This is a genomic window from Serratia quinivorans, from assembly GCF_052113645.1.
GTDB classification, from domain to species: domain Bacteria; phylum Pseudomonadota; class Gammaproteobacteria; order Enterobacterales; family Enterobacteriaceae; genus Serratia; species Serratia quinivorans_B.
This window is the reverse complement of sequence record NZ_JBIEIU010000002.1, coordinates 168,852-186,631: the sequence shown is the minus strand read 5'-3', so window position 1 is coordinate 186,631 and position 17,780 is coordinate 168,852. Positions and strand designations below refer to the sequence as shown.

Below are 17,780 nucleotides of genomic sequence, written 5' to 3'. Positions count from 1 at the left end.
CAAAATCGGACAATGAGGATCAAGTGGGGGTCAGGGCGTTGTTTTTCAAGCGGCTGAGGGGAAATTTTTGCAGGAAACTAACGGGGCCGCGATGGCCCCGCTATGCATCAGAACTTGATGACGTGACGACCGGCCAGGGAATGCGACAGCGTGGTGCCGTCGACCATTTCCAGTTCGCCGCCCACCGGCACGCCGTGGGCAATGCGGCTGGCAACTACGCCATACTGACCACACATCTCGGCGATGTAGTTGGCGGTTGCCTCACCTTCTACCGTCGGGTTGGTGGCCAGGATCACTTCGGTGATGCTTTCTTTTTCCAGCCGTTGCTCCAGCCGATCCAGACCGATATCGCCAGGCCCAATGCCGTCCATCGGCGACAGGTGGCCCATCAGCACAAAGTAGCGGCCGGCAAACTGACCGGTCTGCTCGATGGCGTGAATATCAGCCGGGCTTTCCACCACGCAGATCTGGCCGTTTTGTTGACGGCGCGGATTGGCGCAGATGGTGCAGATGTCCTGCTCGGTGAACGTACGGCAATCGGCACAGTGGCCGATTTCCGACATGGCACGGGTCAGCGCCTGCGCCAAGCGCATTCCACCGCTGCGATCGCGCTGCAACAGCTGGAACGCCATACGCTGCGCCGACTTCGGGCCAACGCCCGGCAGGCAGCGCAACGCCTCCATCAATGTTTCAAGGAGCGGGCTGGTTTGCATTAGAACGGCATCTTAAAGCCAGGCGGCAGTTGCATGCCGTTGGACACGGAAGCCATCTTCTCTTTCTGGGTTTCGTCGATACGGCGCGCAGCGTCGTTAATCGCAGCGGCGATCAGATCTTCCAGCATATCCTTGTCGTCTTCCATCAGGCTTGGGTCGATCTCCACACGACGGCAGTTGTGCGCGCCGTTGATGGTGACTTTCACCAGGCCGGCGCCGGATTCGCCAGTCACTTCCAATTTGGCGACTTCTTCCTGCATCTGCTGCATTTTTTCTTGCATTTGCTGGGCTTGCTTCATCAGGTTGCCCAGACCGCCTTTACCAAACATAGTCGTCTCTCGTCGCTAGGGCTGCGCACTTTACGCAGCGTTTAAATGGGGCGAATACTTTCTTCATCCAGATCTGCGTCGAAGAACCGGCGCAACGTCTGAATATTGGTATCCGCAACGATCGACTGGCGCGCCTGCGCCAGTTTTTCTTCATAAATGGCTTGGCGCCACTCCAGCGGAGTCCGCTCCGCCGGATTATCGTCTTCCACCACGGTCAACTCAACCGGGCTGCCGTACAGCTCGCTGAGCGCATCGGTCAGCACCTTCTGCGCCGAAGGCGAGTTCAGATGGCGCTGCGACGACCGCAGATGGAGACAAATTTTATTGGGTTCCAGCACTTCTTTAACCGCGTTTAACGCCAGCTGCTGCACCAGTTTTGGAATTTTCAGCTGGTCGATTTCCGCCGCCCAGGCATCGCGCTCCAGCGACTCCACCACCAGCTTGGCCGACAGTTCGGGCGTTTTCTCATGTTCGAGCGCAGTACGCAATGCTTTTGGCGTCGCCAGCGGTTCCGGCTCGGCTTCCGGCTCGGTCAGAGCACGCCAGCGATAAGCTTCCGGTTTGGCCGGTTTTTCGTGGATCAGTTTTTCCGCCTGGCGCTGCTGGCTGCGCTCAGTCACGGAAGCCAACCGCTCCAGTGCTGAGTTTGCCGGCCGCGCTTTTCCAGGCGCCGCCGGTTCACTCTTTTTTGGTGTGGATGCTCCCTGCTGCCGCAACAGCTGGGTGCGCGCCTTTAATAATTGCGCGGTGGCATCCGGTAAATTCGCTTGCTGATTATTCTGTGGAGCGACCTGCCCTAACGGCGGCGGCGCGTCCTGAAATTGCGGCGGCTGAGCCGGTTGTGCCTGTGGCTGCGCCATCTGCGCAGGCGCGGTTTGCACCATCGCCACTGGCTCCGGGATCAGCGCTTTCGGGTGAAACGCCAGTGCGCGCAGCAGGGTCATTTCAACCCCCATGCGGCGATCTGGCGCAAAGGCCAGCTCTTTGCGGCCAACCAACAGCGTTTGGTAATAAAGCTGTACGTCAGTCGGCGGCAAGGTGCGCGCCAACTCACGCAGCCGCTGTTCAATGGCGGCGTAATGATTGTCCAGTACCGACGGCAGCAGTTGCACCATTGCGATCCGGTGCAGCAAGGCCAGCGTCTCAACCAGCAGATTTTCCCAGTCGACACCGCGCGAAGCGGCCTGCGCGACCTGCGCCATCACCTTTTCGCCATCGGCGCTCACCAGAGCTTCGAGGATCGCCAGCGGCTGTTCGTCGTCGAGCGTGCCGAGCATTTGGCTGACGGTGGTGGTGGTCACCTGCCCCTGGCCCATGGCGATGGCCTGGTCGGTGAGGCTTAGCGCGTCACGCATGCTGCCGTCGGCGGCACGCGCTATCAGCTGCAGTGCACGCTGATCGCTGGTGATTTGTTCTGCCTGCAGGACCGTTTCCAACTGGTTGCGGATCTGATCGACATCCAGCGCCTTGAGGTGAAATTGCAGACAACGTGACAGAATAGTGACCGGCAGCTTTTGCGGATCGGTGGTCGCCAGCAAGAATTTGACGTGAGAAGGCGGCTCTTCCAGCGTTTTCAACAGCGCATTGAAGCTGTGGCGCGAGAGCATGTGCACTTCGTCAATCAGGTAAACCTTGAAGCGGCCACGGGCGGGGGCGTACTGGACGTTATCCAGCAGATCGCGGGTATCTTCCACCTTGGTTCTGGACGCGGCGTCGATCTCGATCAGATCAACAAAGCGGCCCTGCTCAATCTCGCGGCAGTTATCGCATTGACCGCACGGCGTGGCGGTGATGCCGGTTTCACAGTTCAGGCCTTTGGCCAGCAGGCGCGCAATGGTGGTTTTACCCACGCCGCGCGTGCCCGAGAACAGATAGGCGTGATGAATCCGCCCCAGCGAGAGGCCGTTAGCCAGCGCAGTCAGGACGTGTTCCTGTCCGACAACATCTGCAAACGTTTGAGGGCGCCACTTACGGGCAAGAACCTGATAGCTCATTAATACCGGAAAAGTCGAGTAATCTGGAGGGTCATGCTAACACAGCCCCGCGGCGATCCGCGAGGCCGTTGTGGTAATGCAGATCAGTGGCCGGCGAAGTTGACCAGGCTGTAGCATTCAATACCCAGAGAGTTTAAACGCGCTTCGCCGCCGAGATCCGGCAGGTTAATAATGAAAGCGGCGTCTTTAACTTCACCGCCCAAACGGCGGATCAGTTTTGCGGTCGCTTCGATAGTACCGCCGGTCGCCAGCAGATCGTCCACCACCAGCACTTTATCACCGGCACTGATAGCATCGGTGTGGATTTCCAGTTGGTCAGTGCCGTATTCCAGCTCATAACTTTCACTGAGCGTCGCGCGTGGCAGCTTGCCCGGTTTACGCACGGGAACAAAGCCCACGCCCAGCGCCAGCGCCACCGGGGCACCAAACAGGAAACCGCGCGCTTCGGTGCCAACCACTTTGGTCACGCCCGCTTCGCGGAAGCGCTCAACCAGCAATTCGATGCTGGCGGCATAGGCCAGCGGATTTTCCAGCAGGCTGGTGACGTCACGGAACAGTATGCCCGGCTTAGGGTAATCCGGAATGGTTTTGATACTGTCTTTAATAAACTGAAGCTGCTGTGCAGTAGCGGTCATAATTATTGCCTGATAAAACTGCCTGATGACTTGCGCACGGATCGCCTGTAACCCGATCCCGACATAAACAGGGAATGGGAAGCAGCCCGAGCACGAAAACGCCCAAATCTATGCAAACTGGCGGACAAATGCAACCGGCGGCGCACGATCAGCGCTGTTTTTGTTGCGACAGGTCAACAACCGGCAGACGCCACATAAAGGTCAGCAAAATAGCCAGCATCAATAACAGCACGGCACGCACCCACCAGATTTTCACCAGCCACAGCGAAACCGCGAATGTCAGCACCATCACCAGGACCGCCTTCCATTTCGCTCCTGGCGGCAATGCGCGGTGCTGCTGCCAATGACGCAGATAGGGCCCGAACCAGGAACGGTACAGCAGCCAGTTGTGGAATCGGGGCGACGAACGGGCAAAGCACCAGGCGGCCAACAGCAGAAACGGCGTGGTCGGCAGCAACGGCAATACCACGCCCAGCGTCGCCAGCACCACCGCCAACCAGCCGAGGATAATCAATAACCAACGCGTCATGCGAGTCCTTGTCCATCAATCTGTCTGGCGTTACTTTATCATCGGCTTCCCCTGCGCCACCAGTCGCAACCGGGGGAATATGCGCGCGGTGCTTGTTTCACGGCGTGATCGCGGGCAAGCTGAGCCCACAAGCATAATAATGGAGCCGACGTGAGCACTCAGCGTCTTTTACAAGCGTTAGAACAACAGATCACGGTATTAGCCGGTGAAATCACCCCGCGCGGCGATGCGCCGATCCCTCAGGCGCGCTTTGACGCTGCGCTATTCTCTAACCGCGGCACTCGGTTGCGCGATTATCTGACCGAAGTGCAAAAGAACTTCGCCCAGTTGCAGACCGCGGCCAACGACAGCCGCACCACTCAGGTGGCCTTTCTGGCCGAGAAATTGGTGGCGCAGATCACCGCGCTGCAGCGTGAGCTGGCAACCCAGGCATTACGCCGTAAAAATCAGCCCAAAGAAGCGACTGCGGTCGATTTGTATCATAAGCTGGCCGAGCATCAGGATTATGAGCGCCGGATCATTTCGATGATTCAGGATCGGGAAAGCCTGCTGGGCAGACAGACCACGCTGGCGGCGCAGCAAAAACTGCAACACGAACTGGCGGCGCTGGAAGGCCGATTGATGCGTTGCCGTCAGGCGCTGGCGCGTATTGAGCGCAGTATTGAACGGAAAGAAAACGGTTTTTGAAGATTTATCACAATATTTTAATGATTATTCCCCTCCATGGATCTTGTTCACTATACTCAGCCGAAGCAGCAGTACTCATTCATCTCAATTAAAACGTGGATTTTATGTCTCTAGAAAATGCCTCACCAGAATTGCAACTGGCGGTCGACCTGATTTACCTGCTGGAATGCAATGAGATCGATCCAGCCACCGCGCTGGCGGCGCTGGATATTGTCAAACGGGACTACCAGGAAAAGCTGCAGCGCAACGGCGTCACCTCCCCTTACCTGCCTGTCGGGCAGTAAAAAGGGTTCAGCCTGCGCTGAACCCTGACTTCCTCGCCACTATCCTGCCAACGGGCCACCTTCATCCGGCGATAGCGTCCGTTTGACTTCCTGCACCTCGTTACCCTGCTGATTGTGCAAATACACCTCAAGCTGGTTGAAGGCAATATTGATGTCGTTCTCGCGGCACAGGCGTTCAATCGAGCGATTCAGTTCGTCGACGGTATAGCTGCGGTCACGTAATTCGCGCACGTAAAGGCGCAGTTCGTGATCCAGCGTGCTGGCGCCGAAATTAAGGAAGAACACCTGCGGTTCCGGATCGGTCATCACCCGCGGGTTATCATGCGCCGCCTTCAACAATACCGCTTTCACCTTGTCCAGATCGGAGCCGTAGGCCACGCCTACCTTGATCAACACGCGGGTGATGGTGTCTGACAGCGACCAGTTGATCAGCCGTTCGGTCACAAACGCCTTGTTCGGAATGATCACCTCTTTGCGATCAAAGTCGGTGATGGTGGTGGCGCGAATGCGGATTTTGCTGACCGAGCCGGAGAAGGTGCCAATAGTGATGGTATCGCCGATACGAATCGGCCGTTCGAACAGGATGATCAGGCCAGAGACAAAGTTGGCGAAGATCTCCTGCAGACCGAAGCCCAGCCCGACGGTCAAACCGGCCGCCAGCCATTGCAGTTTATCCCAGGAGACACCCAGCGAGCCCAGCGCGGTTATCGCGCCCACGGTGGTAATCAGGTAAGTCAGTATGGTGGTGACGGCATAAGAGGCCCCCTGCCGCAGTTGCAGCCGCGACAGCACCACCACCTCCAGCAAACCGGGCAAGTTGCGCGTCATCACATAGGCGACGATCACCGCCGCTATCGCCACCATCATGTTGCCCAACGTCACCGCCTGCGCCACGCTGCTGCCGGCGATGGTGGTGGTGTAATGCCACAGCGTGATGCTGTCCAGGTACGAAATCACCGTCACCAGATCTGACCAAATGCCATACAGGGCGCTGGCGAAGATGATAAACAGTACCATGGTGGTCAGGCGCAGCGACTGCTGGTTGATCTGATCGAGCGCCAAAGGCGGCTCCTCTACCGGTTCAACCCCTTCGGCCCCCTCTTTCTCTTTCGCCAGGCTCTGACGACGAGCTATCGCGCGGCGGTAGGCCAGACGGCGCGCCGCAACGCTCAGACCGCGAATGGCGGTCAGATATACGATGTTCCACAGGAAGAACAGATACAGGCTGTCGATCCAGCGGCCGGCCAGGCGCAGCGTGGTGTAGAAATAACCAGCGAACATCAGCCCAAGCAGGATCAGCGGCGTAGCGGCAATGGCGGTGACGATGATCAGCCGTACCGCGTGCGAGCCTTTTTCACGCCAACTGTCGCGACACAGCGGGAACACCAGCACCGCCAGCAGTGCCAAAGTCAGCATCACCACGACCTGGCCAATGACGTCTTCCACCAGCCGCAGCGGCGCTTTCTCGCCCAACACCGACCAGAAGATCAGCGGCAACAGTGCCAACCCCAGACGCATCGTCTGGCGACGGTAATGGGCGCAAAGCTCTGCGGTGAAGTTGAAATGCCGCTCGCAAATGCCACCTGGCGCCAGCGTGCGGTAGGTGAAACCGAAAATCAGCCAGAACAGCGCCAGCTGTTGCGACAGCGCCCAGAGAAAGTCACTGAGGCCGATTTCCGCGCGATAACACCAGAAACCGGCACCGAGCAGCAGCGCCGAACCGGGCACCACCTTCAGCAAGGTCAGCAGAATCGCCTTTGGCGTGTGCATTTGGCTGTCACGCTTTAACTGCCCCACATCATTGGCCAGTTTCTGCAAATGGTTGTCGATCAGCCTGTAGCGCCAGCGCAACAGGCCAAGCAACAGCAACAGCGGGATCAGCATAATCAGTGAATTCAGCCCGCCCTGCAGCATTTTGCCGAGGTCTAATTTGAAGTCGAGCGCGGCCAGTTGATCTCTCACCGCGCCCGGCAAGGCTTTCAGCCACGCCAGATCGACCGGTTTATTGCTGTTTACCCAGAAAATCTGCTGGGTCAGGGTATCGCGCAGTGAGCTGTTAACGCTGGTTAGCTGCTGTTGGTTGATCTGCAGGCTGATCGACTGCGCCAGCTGATTACTGAGCTGTTTGTTCAACTGATCCAACAGTTCGCGCCGCATATCGACGATTTCGTTCAGGGCATCCAGCACGTCGGCACTGGCTTTTTCTTTACTGTCGGCGACCAGTTTATTGATGTAATCGTCGCCCTTGAACAGGTCGTCGCGCTGTTGGTTGATATCAAACTGTTCCAGGCGCAGATCGGCAATGCGCGTGCCCATATCCGCCACCAGCGTCCCCTGCGGCAGGCTTTGTTGCTGCTGATACAAAATGCGCGACAGCACCAGGCTGCCTTTCAGCACCTGGATCTGCTCTTTCAGATTACGCTCCGCCTGCAGACCGCGATCCAGCCAGTTCTTCACCCGAATATTCTGCTGGAACAGCACGTTGCTTTCTTCGGTAGCGGCGATCAACCGCTGGCTGAGTTGGCGGTTGACATCCAGCTCTTTGCTGACCAACTGATCGTGCTGAATGTCCGTGGCGTCTTCCGGGTTCTGCGCCTCTTTGGCGGTTTTTTCCGACAGCGTCAGGCGCTTGCTGTTGACCACTTCCTGCAGCAATTGCACGTTGTGGTCGAGCGCATCGATATGTCCGGTCGTGTAATCGCGCTGCTTCTGCAGCAGATCTTGCAGGGTGGTGTTGGCTTCCAGACTTTTGCGTTGCAGATCGATCTGCGCATTGAGCAGCGTCTGTTCGGTTGCCAGCATCACCAACTGGCTGTCGCGCAAGGCGTTTTGCCCCGGCGTCTGATCGTTGATTTGGTTGCGGATCTCCTGCAGCCGCTGGGAGGCGGTATACATGCTGCTCTGCACCCGCTCAGGTTGAGTCTGCAGAGAAACCAGCTGGCTGTTATAGGTGGACAGGTTCTCCTGTGCCGTCTGCAGGTCATCGAGCGTTTGGTAGAGTCGGGTTTCCAATTGGCGCAGCGAAAGCGGCAGCAGTTCGGCCCTAGCGGCCGCGCTGTCGACCGGCGTTTTGAGAGCATCCAGATCCTCGGTCACCTGGCGCAGTTTGCCCGGTGCCAACTGCAGCTGCTGTTTGAGCTGTGCGCCATCCTGTTTGGTGCGTTCGATGGCATCCAGCAGCTCGAGGGTACGGGAGAGGTCTTGCTGCGTCAGTTTATTGACCGGCGTCAGCGTCTTTTGCTTATTCAGCGCATCAAGCTGGCTTTGGATTTCACTGCGTGACGGTAAATCGCCGTTGAGTGTCGCATAGGCTGCAGGTTGGCAGACCGCGCAAGCCGCGATCAGCAAAAACAGGGCCAGGGCGCGGGAGGACTCCACACCGAAGAACGAGAATAGCGGCAGAAAAAGACGTTTGGCTAACCTGCGATGCATGATTTGGCTTCGAATCAATAAAGAAGCCTGAAGATTATCACGATCGCAGAGAGCCTAAGAATAAGAAAAGCGTTGCGGGTGATGTACAAATGTCGCGGACTTTAGAAAGTCAGGACTTTCTCTGCCGCCAGCGTCCACTGTGCCAACTCCACCAGCGTGCCGATCTCCACCCCATCCGCCAGCGGCAATCGGCTGACACCGCGCGCATCGGCGCAGGTTTTGCACAATTTTACCGGTACCTGTTGAGCGGTGAGGATTTCCAGCATTTGTTGTAAATGGTAGCCCTCATGCGGCTGCTGCCCGGCAATACCCGCGACCACCGCATCGGACATCAAAAACAGTTTCAGCTCGAGGTCTGTTTGTTGCTCTTTCAACGCAATCGCCAAACGCAGTGCGTTAAACAGCGATTCGTGACCATAAGCGGCGCCATTGGCGATCAAGACAACGGATGACATGGTGTTTCTCCTTACAGAGGATGGCAATCTTTGCTGAACGGCTGCGCCGCCAGTCCCCGCTCTTCCGGCTTTATCCGCAAGGTCGGGCTGAATTGGGCCATTTCGATAAATGAATCGATCAACACCGCCGCCTCGGCTTTCAGATCAAAGCTTTCCGGCATAAACAGCCAGTTTTCCATCAGGCCGGTAATGTAGGCACGCAGGATGATCGACGCGCGGCGGGTGTGTAAATCGGCGGGGAGCTGACCGTGACGTATGCTGTTGCGCAGCACGGACTCAATGCGTTCGTACCCTTCCAGGTACAGCACTTTACGCGCTTCCTGCAACGGCAGCATCTCACCGACAAATTCACACTTATGGAACACAATCTCCATCAAGGCGCGTCTGCGGGCATCATCTACCGTAGCTGTCAGAATATAAATTAGAATTTCGCGTAAAATACGCAGTGGATTCTCTGGGTACTTTGCCTGATACTCTAGTTCGAGATCGCCTATTTTCGACTCTGATAATTCCCAAACTTCGTTAAACAGGTCTACCTTATTCTTGAAGTGCCAATAAATTGCACCACGCGTAACCCCAGCAGCGGTGGCGATATCTGTCAGGGACGTTGCAGAAACGCCACGTTCAGAGAATTCTCGCACCGCAGCGTCAAGAATATGCTGTCGAGTCTCTTGCGCTTGCTGTTTGGTTTTTCGTGCCATGGCGTTGTTTTTTCGGGGGAGTAAGATTTACATACATTCGTGTATGTATGTACCATAGCACGCACTTACAATTAACGCAGCAATGGGTTTTAAAGCTTGTGATCCATTGATCATTTTGAAATCGGACACTTGAGGTTTTTCTATGAACAAAAACAGAGGGTTAACGCCTCTGGCGGCAGTTCTGATGCTTTCAGGCAGCTTAGTGCTAACAGGATGTAACGATAAAGAAACCCAACAACAAGGCGCCCAGGCACCGGCTCCCGAAGTGGGTGTAGTGACATTGAAGGCCGAACCTCTCAACATCACTACCGATCTTCCTGGTCGTACCGCTGCGTATCGTATCGCCGAAGTTCGCCCTCAGGTCAGTGGTATTATCCTGAAACGCAACTTTGTTGAAGGTAGTGATATCAAAGCAGGCTCTTCCCTGTATCAGATTGATCCAGCCACCTATCAGGCAAGCTACGACAGCGCCAAAGGCGATCTGGCCAAATCTCAGGCCAGCGCATCGATCGCGCGCGTGACGGTAAACCGTTATAAACCATTGCTGGGTACCAGCTACATCAGTAAGCAGGATTACGATACCGCAGTCTCCAACCTGCAGCAGGCAGAAGCCGCAGTGGTGGCCTCGAAAGCCGCCGTGGAAACCGCACGCATCAACCTGGCTTACACCAAAGTCACCTCGCCAATCTCCGGCCGCATCGGCAAATCTGCCGTGACCGAAGGCGCGCTGGTCACTAACGGCCAAACCACTGCTCTGTCCACCGTGCAACAGCTTGATCCGATGTACGTCGACGTCACTCAGTCGAGCAACGATTTCCTGCGTCTGAAGCAAGAACTGGCAAGCGGTGCGCTGAAACAAGAGAACGGCAAAGCCAAAGTGAAACTGCTGCTGGAAAACGGCGCGCAATACGCTCAGGAAGGGACGCTGGAATTCTCTGACGTTACCGTTGATGAAACCACCGGTTCCATCACCATTCGTGCCGTGTTCCCTAACCCGAACGATACGCTGTTGCCGGGCATGTTCGTTCGCGCCCGTCTGGACGAAGGCGTGCGCAGCGACGCATTGCTGGTGCCACAGCAGGGTGTGACGCGTAACCCGCGTGGCGATGCTACCGCACTGGTGGTGGGCGCTGACGACAAGGTTGAATTGCGTACGCTGAAGGCGGATCAGGCTATCGGCGACAAATGGCTGGTTACCGACGGTTTGAAAGCCGGCGACCGCGTGATTGTCACCGGCTTGATGAAAGTCCGTCCGGGCGCTCAGGTAAAAGTGCAAGAAGTTGACACTCAGGCGCAAAAGCAGCCGCAGTCTGAAGCGCAGAAGTCATAAAAAGGAGCCGGTAAGACATGGCTAAGTTCTTTATAGATCGCCCTATTTTCGCCTGGGTAATCGCCATCATCATCATGTTGGCGGGTGTGTTGTCAATAATGAAACTGCCAATTGCGCAGTATCCAACTATTGCACCACCAGCGGTCAGTATTTCCGCTAACTATCCAGGCGCGGATGCAAAAACGGTGCAAGATACCGTCACTCAGATTATCGAACAGAACATGAACGGTATCGATAATCTGATGTACATGTCTTCCACCAGCGATTCCTCTGGTAGCGTCACCATTACATTGACGTTTGATTCCGGTACCGACCCTGACATCGCGCAGGTTCAGGTCCAGAACAAACTGTCTCTGGCCACCCCGTTACTGCCGCAAGAAGTGCAGCAGCAGGGTCTGAAAGTAGAAAAATCCAGCAGCAGCTTCCTGATGGTGGCCGGCTTCGTTTCTGACGATCCGAACATGACCCAGGATGACATTGCGGACTACGTGGCCTCCAACATCAAGGATCCTATCAGCCGTTCATCCGGCGTGGGTGAAGTGCAGCTGTTCGGTGCCCAGTACGCGATGCGTATCTGGCTGGATCCGAACAAACTGAATAATTTCCAGCTAACGACCACGGATGTCACCTCATCCATTACCGAGCAAAACAACCAGATCGCCGCAGGGCAGTTGGGCGGTATGCCACCGGTGCCGGGGCAACAGTTGAACGCCTCGATCATCGCGCAGACTCGTCTGACCTCTCCTGAAGAGTTCGGTAAAATTCTGCTGAAGGTGAACAGTGATGGTTCTCAGGTTCGTCTGAGAGATGTGGCGCACATTGAACGCGGTGCAGAAAGCTACGCAGTAACCGCTCGTTACAACGGTAAACCGGCCGCAGGTTTGGGGATCAAACTTGCCACCGGCGCTAACGCCCTGAATACTGCCAAAGGCGTAAAAGATGCACTGACCAAAATGGAACCCTTCTTCCCGCAGGGGATGAAAGTGGTTTACCCATACGACACCACTCCGTTCGTTAAAATCTCCATCAACGAAGTAGTAAAAACGCTGATGGAAGCGATCTTGCTGGTGTTCCTGGTTATGTATCTGTTCCTGCAGAACTTCCGTGCGACGTTGATTCCTACTATCGCGGTACCGGTGGTATTGCTGGGGACCTTTGCGATACTGGCGGCGTTCGGCTTCTCGATCAACACCCTAACGATGTTCGGGATGGTGCTGGCGATAGGCTTGTTGGTGGATGACGCCATCGTGGTGGTGGAAAACGTCGAGCGTGTCATGTCCGAAGAGGGACTGTCGCCGAAAGAAGCCACCCGTAAATCGATGGGCCAAATCCAGGGTGCATTGGTCGGTATCGCCATGGTGCTGTCAGCGGTATTCGTACCTATGGCATTCTTCGGCGGTTCAACCGGTGCCATCTATCGCCAGTTCTCGATCACCATCGTCTCCGCGATGGCCCTGTCGGTTCTGGTGGCGATGATCCTGACGCCGGCATTGTGCGCCACCATGCTCAAACCGGTCCCGAAAGGCGATCATGGGATTAAAACAGGCTTCTTCGGCTGGTTTAACCGCATGTTCGAAAAGAGCACCAACCACTACACCGACAGCGTAGCCAACATTCTGCGCAGCACCGGGCGTTATCTGGTGATCTACCTGCTGATCGTTGTTGGCATGGGCCTGCTGTTCCTGCGCCTGCCGTCCTCGTTCCTGCCGGAAGAAGATCAGGGCATCCTGTTAACCATGGTTCAGCTGCCAGCGGGGGCGACTGAAGCGCGTACCGCTAAAGTGCTGGAAGAAGTCACCGACTACTTCATGACCAAGGAAAAGGACAACGTGGTCTCGGTGTTTACCGTCGCAGGCTTCGGCTTCAACGGTAACGGCCAGAACAACGGTCTGTCATTCGTCAGCCTGAAAGACTGGTCCGAGCGTTCCGGTGAGCAGAATAAAGTGCCTGCTATTGCTGGCCGCGCCATGGGTGCGTTCTCGCAGATTAAAGAAGGCCTGGTGTTCCCGTTCAACCTGCCGGCAATTATCGAACTCGGCACCGCGACAGGCTTCGACTTTGAGCTGATCGATCAGGGTGGTTTAGGCCACGAAAAACTGACCGAAGCGCGTAACGAGTTGTTGGGCATGGCTGCCAAGCATCCGGACCTGTTGGTGGGTATGCGCCCTAACGGCCTGGAAGATACCCCACAGTTCAAACTGATCATCGATCAGGAGAAAGCCAAGGCGTTGGGCGTGAGCATCACCACCATCAACAGTACGCTGACAACCGCACTGGGTGGGACCTACGTAAACGACTTCATCGACCGCGGTCGTGTGAAGAAGGTTTATGTGCAGGCTGATGCGCCATTCCGTATGCTGCCGGAAGATATCAATAAGTGGTTTGTCCGTGGCGACACCGGCCAGATGGTGCCATTCTCCGCCTTCTCTACGGCGAAATGGGAATACGGTTCACCACGTCTGGAACGTTATAACGGCCTGCCATCCATGGAAATTCTGGGGCAAGCGGCACCGGGCAAGAGTACCGGTGAGGCAATGAACATGATGGAAGAACTGGCGTCCAAACTGCCGAACGGCATTGGTTACGACTGGACCGGCATGTCCTACCAGGAACGTCTGTCCGGCAACCAGGCACCTGCCCTGTACGCCATTTCGATTCTGGTGGTGTTCTTGTGTCTGGCGGCGTTGTATGAAAGCTGGTCGATTCCGTTCTCGGTCATGCTGGTACTGCCGCTGGGCGTCATCGGTGCCCTGCTGGCAGCGACCATGCGCGGCATGAACAACGACGTTTACTTCCAGGTGGGCCTGTTGACCACCATAGGTCTGTCGGCGAAGAACGCCATCCTGATAGTGGAATTCGCCAAGGATCTGATGGAGAAAGAAGGCAAGGGTCTGATCGAAGCGACGCTCGATGCGGTACGTATGCGTCTGCGTCCAATCCTGATGACCTCACTGGCCTTCATCCTCGGGGTACTGCCGTTGGTTATCAGTAACGGTGCAGGCTCCGGCGCACAGAACGCAGTAGGTACCGGCGTTATGGGCGGGATGATTACCGCCACCGTGCTGGCCCTGTTCTTTGTTCCGGTGTTCTTCGTGGTGGTTCGCCGCCGCTTCGGCAAGAAGTCTGAAGACCTGGAGCACAGCCATCCGGTCGAGCATCACTGATAACTCAGTGCTGTTTTCCTCCTGAACAAAAGGCCGCTTATGCGGCCTTTTTCTGATGACAAACACCCGAAAAATGGGATTTTCGGATGTTTGGGGTAAATCAGAAGATATAATCCTTTGTTTTTATTAGTTCCTGGATCGGGACTTTTAACTACACAGGATTTTGTCAGCACTCTGAGGCCGCTTATGCGGCCTTTTTCTTTTGCTTCATCTGCTTAATGCAAATCACTCTCATTAATTCACCTGCGGATGCATTTTGTGCTTGATCCACTTTGCCGTGCGGCGCATAATTATTGTTATAGTATAACATTACATTGGAGTGCATCATGAAAGCAGGTATCCATCCCAATTATCGTACCGTGGTGTTCCACGACCTGAGTGCCAATGCCTACTTTAAAGTGGGTTCGACCATCAACACCGACCGCACCATCGAGTTGGACGGTGAAAACTGGCCGTATGTCACTATCGACGTCTCTTCCGCTTCGCATCCGTATTACACCGGCAAGCAGAAAGAGTTCTCTAAAGAGGGCAGCACTGCCCGTTTCCAGCAGCGTTTCGGCCGCTTTCTTGGCAAGAAGTAACAGGGAATCAACATGCAGGTTTTGAGTTCATTGCGTTCGGCGAAAAATCGCCATCCGGATTGCAAAGTGGTGCGCCGCAAGGGCCGTATCTATGTGATCTGTAAAACCAACCCGCGTTTTAAAGCGGTACAGGGACGTAAGAAAAAGCGTTAACTTCCGTAGTGCCCTCTGTCGTAAAGCCCCGTTGCTGCTCAACGGGGCTTTTTTTATGGAGAAAGCGAAAGTGCCCTCAGCAGCCCCGCAGCATAACGGGGCCGCTGGAGGTTTATTTCATACTGCTCAGCAAGGTATCGACATTGTGCTTGAATGCCTGCACGTAATTCGCAGCCGGCCCCTGTGGCTGAGATAACGCCTCTGGGTACAGCTCACCACCGGCTTTTGCCCCGGTTGCCGCAGCAATCTGCTTCACCAGCCGCGGGTCGGTCTGATTTTCAATAAAGTACGCCGTCACCTTTTCCTGTTTGATCTGCTTGATCAAACCGGCCACGTCGCTGGCGCTGGCTTCTGCTTCGGTAGAGAAACCGACCGGGGCAAGGAAGGTGACGCCATATTCTTGCCCAAAGTAACCAAAAGCATCGTGGCTGGTCAGTACTTTACGCTTTTGCTGCGGGACGGCGGCAAACTGCGTTTTGGCCCATAAATCCAGCTTCTGCAGCTGTTGGATGTACTCCGCGCCGCGCTGGCGGAAATAGTTGGCGTCTTCAGGATCGGCCGCTATCAGCGCATTCATCACGTTGGTGGCGTACTGCACGCCATTCTTCATGCTGTTCCAGGCGTGAGGATCGGTGATCTCTTTACCGTCGTCTTCCATCTGGCGTGAACTGATCCCTTGCGATGCGGTGATGACCTGCCCCTTATAACCCGAGGCGCTCACCAGCCGGTCGATCCAGCCTTCCAGCCCCAGACCACTCACGAACACCACCTCAGCCTGCGACAGCACCTTGCTGTCCTTCGGCGAAGGCTCAAAGCTGTGCGGATCGCCGTCCGGGCCCACCAGCGTGGTGACCTTGACGTGCTCTCCCCCCACCTGCTTGACGATATCGCCCAGAATAGAAAAACTGGCGACGGCATCCACGGTCTTTGCCATCGCCAACGGGCTGGACAGCAGAGCAGCGACCGCCAGCGTAATAGGTAAACGTTTCATACTTTCTCCTTGCACATGGCACTTCTCAACGGCGCGCGAGGGAGTAGATCCCCCCGCGCGTCCCAAACAGAATCGATCCAAAAAAGATCACGCTGGCACTGAGCACAATCGCCGGGCCGGCAGGCAATGATGCGTAATACGACCATTCCAGGCCGATCAGGCTCGAAAGCATGCCAATCCCCATTGCCACTGCCAGTGTATGTGGCAGATTGCTCGCCCAAAAACGCGCGCTGGCGGCGGGCAGCATCATTAGCCCCACCGACATCAAGGTGCCGAGGATCTGGAAACCTGCGACCAAATTGATCACCACCAGCGCCAGGAACAGCCCGTGGATCAGTGCCAGCCAGCGCGGTGCGCTAACGCGTAAAAAAGTCGCGTCGAAGGATTCAATCACCAGAGCGCGGTACAGCGCCGCCAGCGCCAACAGCGAAAAGCTGGCTATCGCCCCGACCATAAAAATGGCATGGGTATCCACCGCGAGGATCGAGCCGAACAACACATGCAGCAAATCGACACTGGAGCCGCGCAGCGAAACCAGCGTGACCCCCAATGCCAGCGAACCCAGATAGAAACCGGCGAAACTGGCATCCTCTTTCAGCGGCGTTCGGCGGCTGACCAAGCCTGAGAGCATAGCCACGGCAAGCCCGGCGATAAAACCGCCCACGCCCATCGCCACCAGCGACATGCCGGAAATCAAATACCCTATTGCGGCACCAGGCAGTACCGCATGAGACAGCGCATCGCCAACCAGGCTCATACGCCGCAACAACAGAAAAACGCCCAACGGCGCGGCGCTGATCGACAAGGCAAAACAGGCCACCAGTGCACGCCGCATAAAACCGAAGGAAGCAAAAGGATCGATCAATGCCTCAAGCAACATCGCTACGCCCTCCTCTGCTACACAGCGGCGCACTGGCAATATTCAACGCGGGAATGTGTTCCAACACGCAATCGGCAGCGCCCCAGTGGCAACACTCCGGGGTCAGCAATAACGCCTGGGGAAAATGATTCGCCACCATCGACATATCGTGCAGCACCGCAATCACCGTCTTTTTTTGTTGATGCAAACGACCGATCACCTGCAACAACAACTGAATGGTGGCGCTGTCGATGCCGGTGAAAGGTTCATCCAGCAAAATAAGCGGCGCCTGCTGTACCAACAACCGGGCGAACAAGACTCGCTGGAGTTGCCCCCCGGAAAGTTCGCCGACGGGGCTGCGTGCCATCGAGGCCATATTCACCGTATCCAGTGCCTCGGCAATCTGTCGCGCAGCGCGTTTATTCAGCCCACCGAACATGCCGCTCAATGGCCAGCTTCCCATAGCCACCAAATCGCTCACCACGATCGGGAACTGACGATCCAACTCCGCCTGCTGGGGTAAATAAGCCATACGCGGTAATTTATTGCCGCTAAAACGCAGACTCCCTTCCTGCAGCGGCAAGAGCCCGGCCAATATTTTCAGCAGCGTGGATTTACCGGCACCGTTAACGCCGACTACGGCGGTCAGCGATCCCACGGCGAAATGCCCGCTAAGCGGGGGAAACAACGGTGCGCCGCCATAGCCGACTACGGCTTTTTGCAGGGTTATCATGGCAGGGCTACCGCCCAGTGGATCCCCAGCCAAAGCAAGGCCAGCAGCAAAGCGGCAATACCGCAACGCAGCCCTGCTGAAGCGGTGAACAATGAACTCAATGACGGCGCAGCGCCATCTTGTGTTGTGGATGTCAGTTTCATGGCCAAACGAAAAGAGATTTTATTGTTATAATATAACATCACAACCTTCTCTGTAACTCAAGCGCCT

18 protein-coding genes and 1 other annotated feature are annotated in these 17,780 nt (G+C 56.1%); of the genes, 6 read left to right on the top strand and 12 right to left on the bottom strand.

What is annotated here, in order from left to right; all coding sequences use genetic code 11:
• Window positions 1–107: 107 nt before the first annotated feature.
• From recR to ACGS9J_RS06130, 5 genes are all read right to left on the bottom strand, one after another.
• Window positions 108–713: a recombination mediator RecR gene (gene recR, locus ACGS9J_RS06150; protein ID WP_061806810.1), complete on the bottom strand. Its 606-nt coding sequence runs from the start codon at window positions 711–713 to the stop codon at window positions 108–110.
• Entirely contained in the window at window positions 713–1,042 is a 330-nt protein-coding gene (locus ACGS9J_RS06145) for a YbaB/EbfC family nucleoid-associated protein (RefSeq protein ID WP_012005575.1), read from the bottom strand. The genes recR and ACGS9J_RS06145 overlap by 1 nt, the downstream gene beginning before the upstream one ends.
• A 41-nt stretch (window positions 1,043–1,083) precedes the next feature.
• A complete protein-coding gene (dnaX, locus tag ACGS9J_RS06140) occupies window positions 1,084–3,036 on the bottom strand; it encodes a DNA polymerase III subunit gamma/tau (RefSeq protein WP_442230122.1) in 1,953 nt (650 codons plus the stop codon).
• Window positions 1,687–1,751, bottom strand: a sequence feature (DnaX frameshifting element). It overlaps the preceding gene by 65 nt.
• Window positions 3,037–3,119: 83 nt before the next feature.
• Window positions 3,120–3,671: an adenine phosphoribosyltransferase gene (gene apt, locus ACGS9J_RS06135; RefSeq protein WP_044548731.1), complete on the bottom strand. Its 552-nt coding sequence runs from the start codon at window positions 3,669–3,671 to the stop codon at window positions 3,120–3,122.
• Window positions 3,672–3,819: 148 nt separating this feature from the next.
• The gene (locus tag ACGS9J_RS06130; RefSeq protein ID WP_442230121.1) at window positions 3,820–4,200 is read right to left on the bottom strand and encodes a DUF454 family protein; all 381 of its coding nucleotides are present in this window, start codon (window positions 4,198–4,200) and stop codon (window positions 3,820–3,822) included.
• A 150-nt stretch (window positions 4,201–4,350) separates the two neighbouring features.
• Here ACGS9J_RS06130 and priC point away from each other — a divergent pair, with 150 nt between their 5' ends.
• Together priC and rsmS are read left to right on the top strand one after the other, a co-directional pair.
• Window positions 4,351–4,887, top strand: coding sequence for a primosomal replication protein PriC (gene priC, locus ACGS9J_RS06125; protein WP_442230120.1), 537 nt, complete (start codon window positions 4,351–4,353; stop codon window positions 4,885–4,887).
• A gap of 104 nt (window positions 4,888–4,991) precedes the next feature.
• Window positions 4,992–5,171: a pleiotropic regulatory protein RsmS gene (gene rsmS / locus ACGS9J_RS06120; protein WP_020825528.1), complete on the top strand. Its 180-nt coding sequence runs from the start codon at window positions 4,992–4,994 to the stop codon at window positions 5,169–5,171.
• 39 nt (window positions 5,172–5,210) lie between these two features.
• On the opposite strand, the gene mscK is transcribed toward rsmS, so the two are convergent.
• The 3 genes from mscK to acrR all read right to left on the bottom strand — a co-directional run bounded on the left by mscK (window position 5,211) and on the right by acrR (window position 9,759).
• Window positions 5,211–8,603 carry a mechanosensitive channel MscK gene (gene mscK / locus ACGS9J_RS06115; protein ID WP_442230119.1) on the bottom strand — a complete coding sequence of 1,131 codons (3,393 nt, stop codon included), beginning with the start codon at window positions 8,601–8,603 and terminating at the stop codon, window positions 5,211–5,213.
• A gap of 101 nt (window positions 8,604–8,704) precedes the next feature.
• On the bottom strand, window positions 8,705–9,058 hold the full coding sequence (locus ACGS9J_RS06110; protein ID WP_442230118.1) for a DsrE/DsrF/TusD sulfur relay family protein: 354 nt from the start codon (window positions 9,056–9,058) through the stop codon (window positions 8,705–8,707).
• 11 nt (window positions 9,059–9,069) lie between these two features.
• Complete coding sequence (acrR, locus tag ACGS9J_RS06105; protein ID WP_442230117.1) at window positions 9,070–9,759, bottom strand: multidrug efflux transporter transcriptional repressor AcrR; 690 nt, start codon at window positions 9,757–9,759, stop codon at window positions 9,070–9,072.
• Between the two features lie 142 nt (window positions 9,760–9,901).
• Between acrR and sdeX the strand changes: the two genes are divergently transcribed.
• From sdeX to ykgO, 4 genes are all read left to right on the top strand, one after another.
• On the top strand, window positions 9,902–11,089 hold the full coding sequence (gene sdeX / locus ACGS9J_RS06100) for a multidrug efflux RND transporter periplasmic adaptor subunit SdeX (RefSeq protein WP_442230116.1): 1,188 nt from the start codon (window positions 9,902–9,904) through the stop codon (window positions 11,087–11,089).
• Window positions 11,090–11,106: 17 nt separating this feature from the next.
• Entirely contained in the window at window positions 11,107–14,253 is a 3,147-nt protein-coding gene (gene sdeY, locus ACGS9J_RS06095) for a multidrug efflux RND transporter permease subunit SdeY (protein WP_442230115.1), read from the top strand.
• 326 nt (window positions 14,254–14,579) lie between these two features.
• Window positions 14,580–14,834: a type B 50S ribosomal protein L31 gene (locus ACGS9J_RS06090; protein ID WP_020825521.1), complete on the top strand. Its 255-nt coding sequence runs from the start codon at window positions 14,580–14,582 to the stop codon at window positions 14,832–14,834.
• A 12-nt stretch (window positions 14,835–14,846) separates the two neighbouring features.
• Entirely contained in the window at window positions 14,847–14,987 is a 141-nt protein-coding gene (gene ykgO / locus ACGS9J_RS06085; RefSeq protein WP_012005563.1) for a type B 50S ribosomal protein L36, read from the top strand.
• A gap of 112 nt (window positions 14,988–15,099) precedes the next feature.
• Here the strand turns inward: ykgO and ACGS9J_RS06080 are convergent, their stop codons facing one another.
• Genes ACGS9J_RS06080 through ACGS9J_RS06065 form a run of 4 tightly spaced genes read right to left on the bottom strand, consistent with a single transcriptional unit; the run spans window position 15,100 to window position 17,752 of the window.
• A complete protein-coding gene (locus ACGS9J_RS06080; protein WP_442230114.1) occupies window positions 15,100–15,978 on the bottom strand; it encodes a metal ABC transporter solute-binding protein, Zn/Mn family in 879 nt (292 codons plus the stop codon).
• A gap of 25 nt (window positions 15,979–16,003) precedes the next feature.
• Complete coding sequence (locus ACGS9J_RS06075; RefSeq protein WP_442230113.1) at window positions 16,004–16,858, bottom strand: metal ABC transporter permease; 855 nt, start codon at window positions 16,856–16,858, stop codon at window positions 16,004–16,006.
• The gene (locus ACGS9J_RS06070) at window positions 16,848–17,570 is read right to left on the bottom strand and encodes a metal ABC transporter ATP-binding protein (RefSeq protein ID WP_442230112.1); all 723 of its coding nucleotides are present in this window, start codon (window positions 17,568–17,570) and stop codon (window positions 16,848–16,850) included. The genes ACGS9J_RS06075 and ACGS9J_RS06070 overlap by 11 nt, the downstream gene beginning before the upstream one ends.
• Window positions 17,567–17,752, bottom strand: coding sequence for a hypothetical protein (locus ACGS9J_RS06065; RefSeq protein ID WP_442230111.1), 186 nt, complete (start codon window positions 17,750–17,752; stop codon window positions 17,567–17,569). Before ACGS9J_RS06065 ends, ACGS9J_RS06070 begins: the two co-directional genes overlap by 4 nt.
• Window positions 17,753–17,780: the final 28 nt, after the last annotated feature.